General features: G+C 53.5%; 3 tRNA genes. All 3 read left to right on the top strand.

The window, feature by feature from the left end:
* Positions 1 to 5: 5 nt before the first annotated feature.
* The 3 genes from AAHB12_RS31445 to AAHB12_RS31435 all read left to right on the top strand — a co-directional run bounded on the left by AAHB12_RS31445 (position 6) and on the right by AAHB12_RS31435 (position 334).
* Positions 6 to 81: transfer RNA gene (locus AAHB12_RS31445), tRNA-Asp, on the top strand.
* A gap of 5 nt (positions 82 to 86) precedes the next feature.
* Positions 87 to 159 (top strand) — tRNA-Phe (locus AAHB12_RS31440).
* Between the two features lie 90 nt (positions 160 to 249).
* Positions 250 to 334, top strand: a tRNA-Tyr gene (locus AAHB12_RS31435).
* Positions 335 to 344 lie beyond the last annotated feature (10 nt).

Below are 344 nucleotides of genomic sequence, written 5' to 3'. Positions count from 1 at the left end.
GTGATGGTTCCGTGGTGTAGCGGTTAACATGCCTGCCTGTCACGCAGGAGATCGCGGGTTCGATCCCCGTCGGGACCGCCATGTATGGCTCGGTAGCTCAGTCGGTAGAGCAGAGGACTGAAAATCCTCGTGTCGGCGGTTCGATTCCGTCCCGAGCCACTTTTAAAAATACCAGCATTGCTCTAGAGCAGCTGATCATGTATAGATGGGTTTGAGAAATACATTCTCTAACCAGTATGTACTGCATGTGGAGGGGTAGCGAAGTGGCTAAACGCGGCGGACTGTAAATCCGCTCCCTCAGGGTTCGGCGGTTCGAATCCGTCCCCCTCCACCATTTTATGTAT

Source organism: Bacillus sp. OTU530 (genome assembly GCF_038440375.1).
Note: the sequence above shows the minus strand (reverse complement) of the source record. Positions and strands in the feature narration are given on the sequence as shown.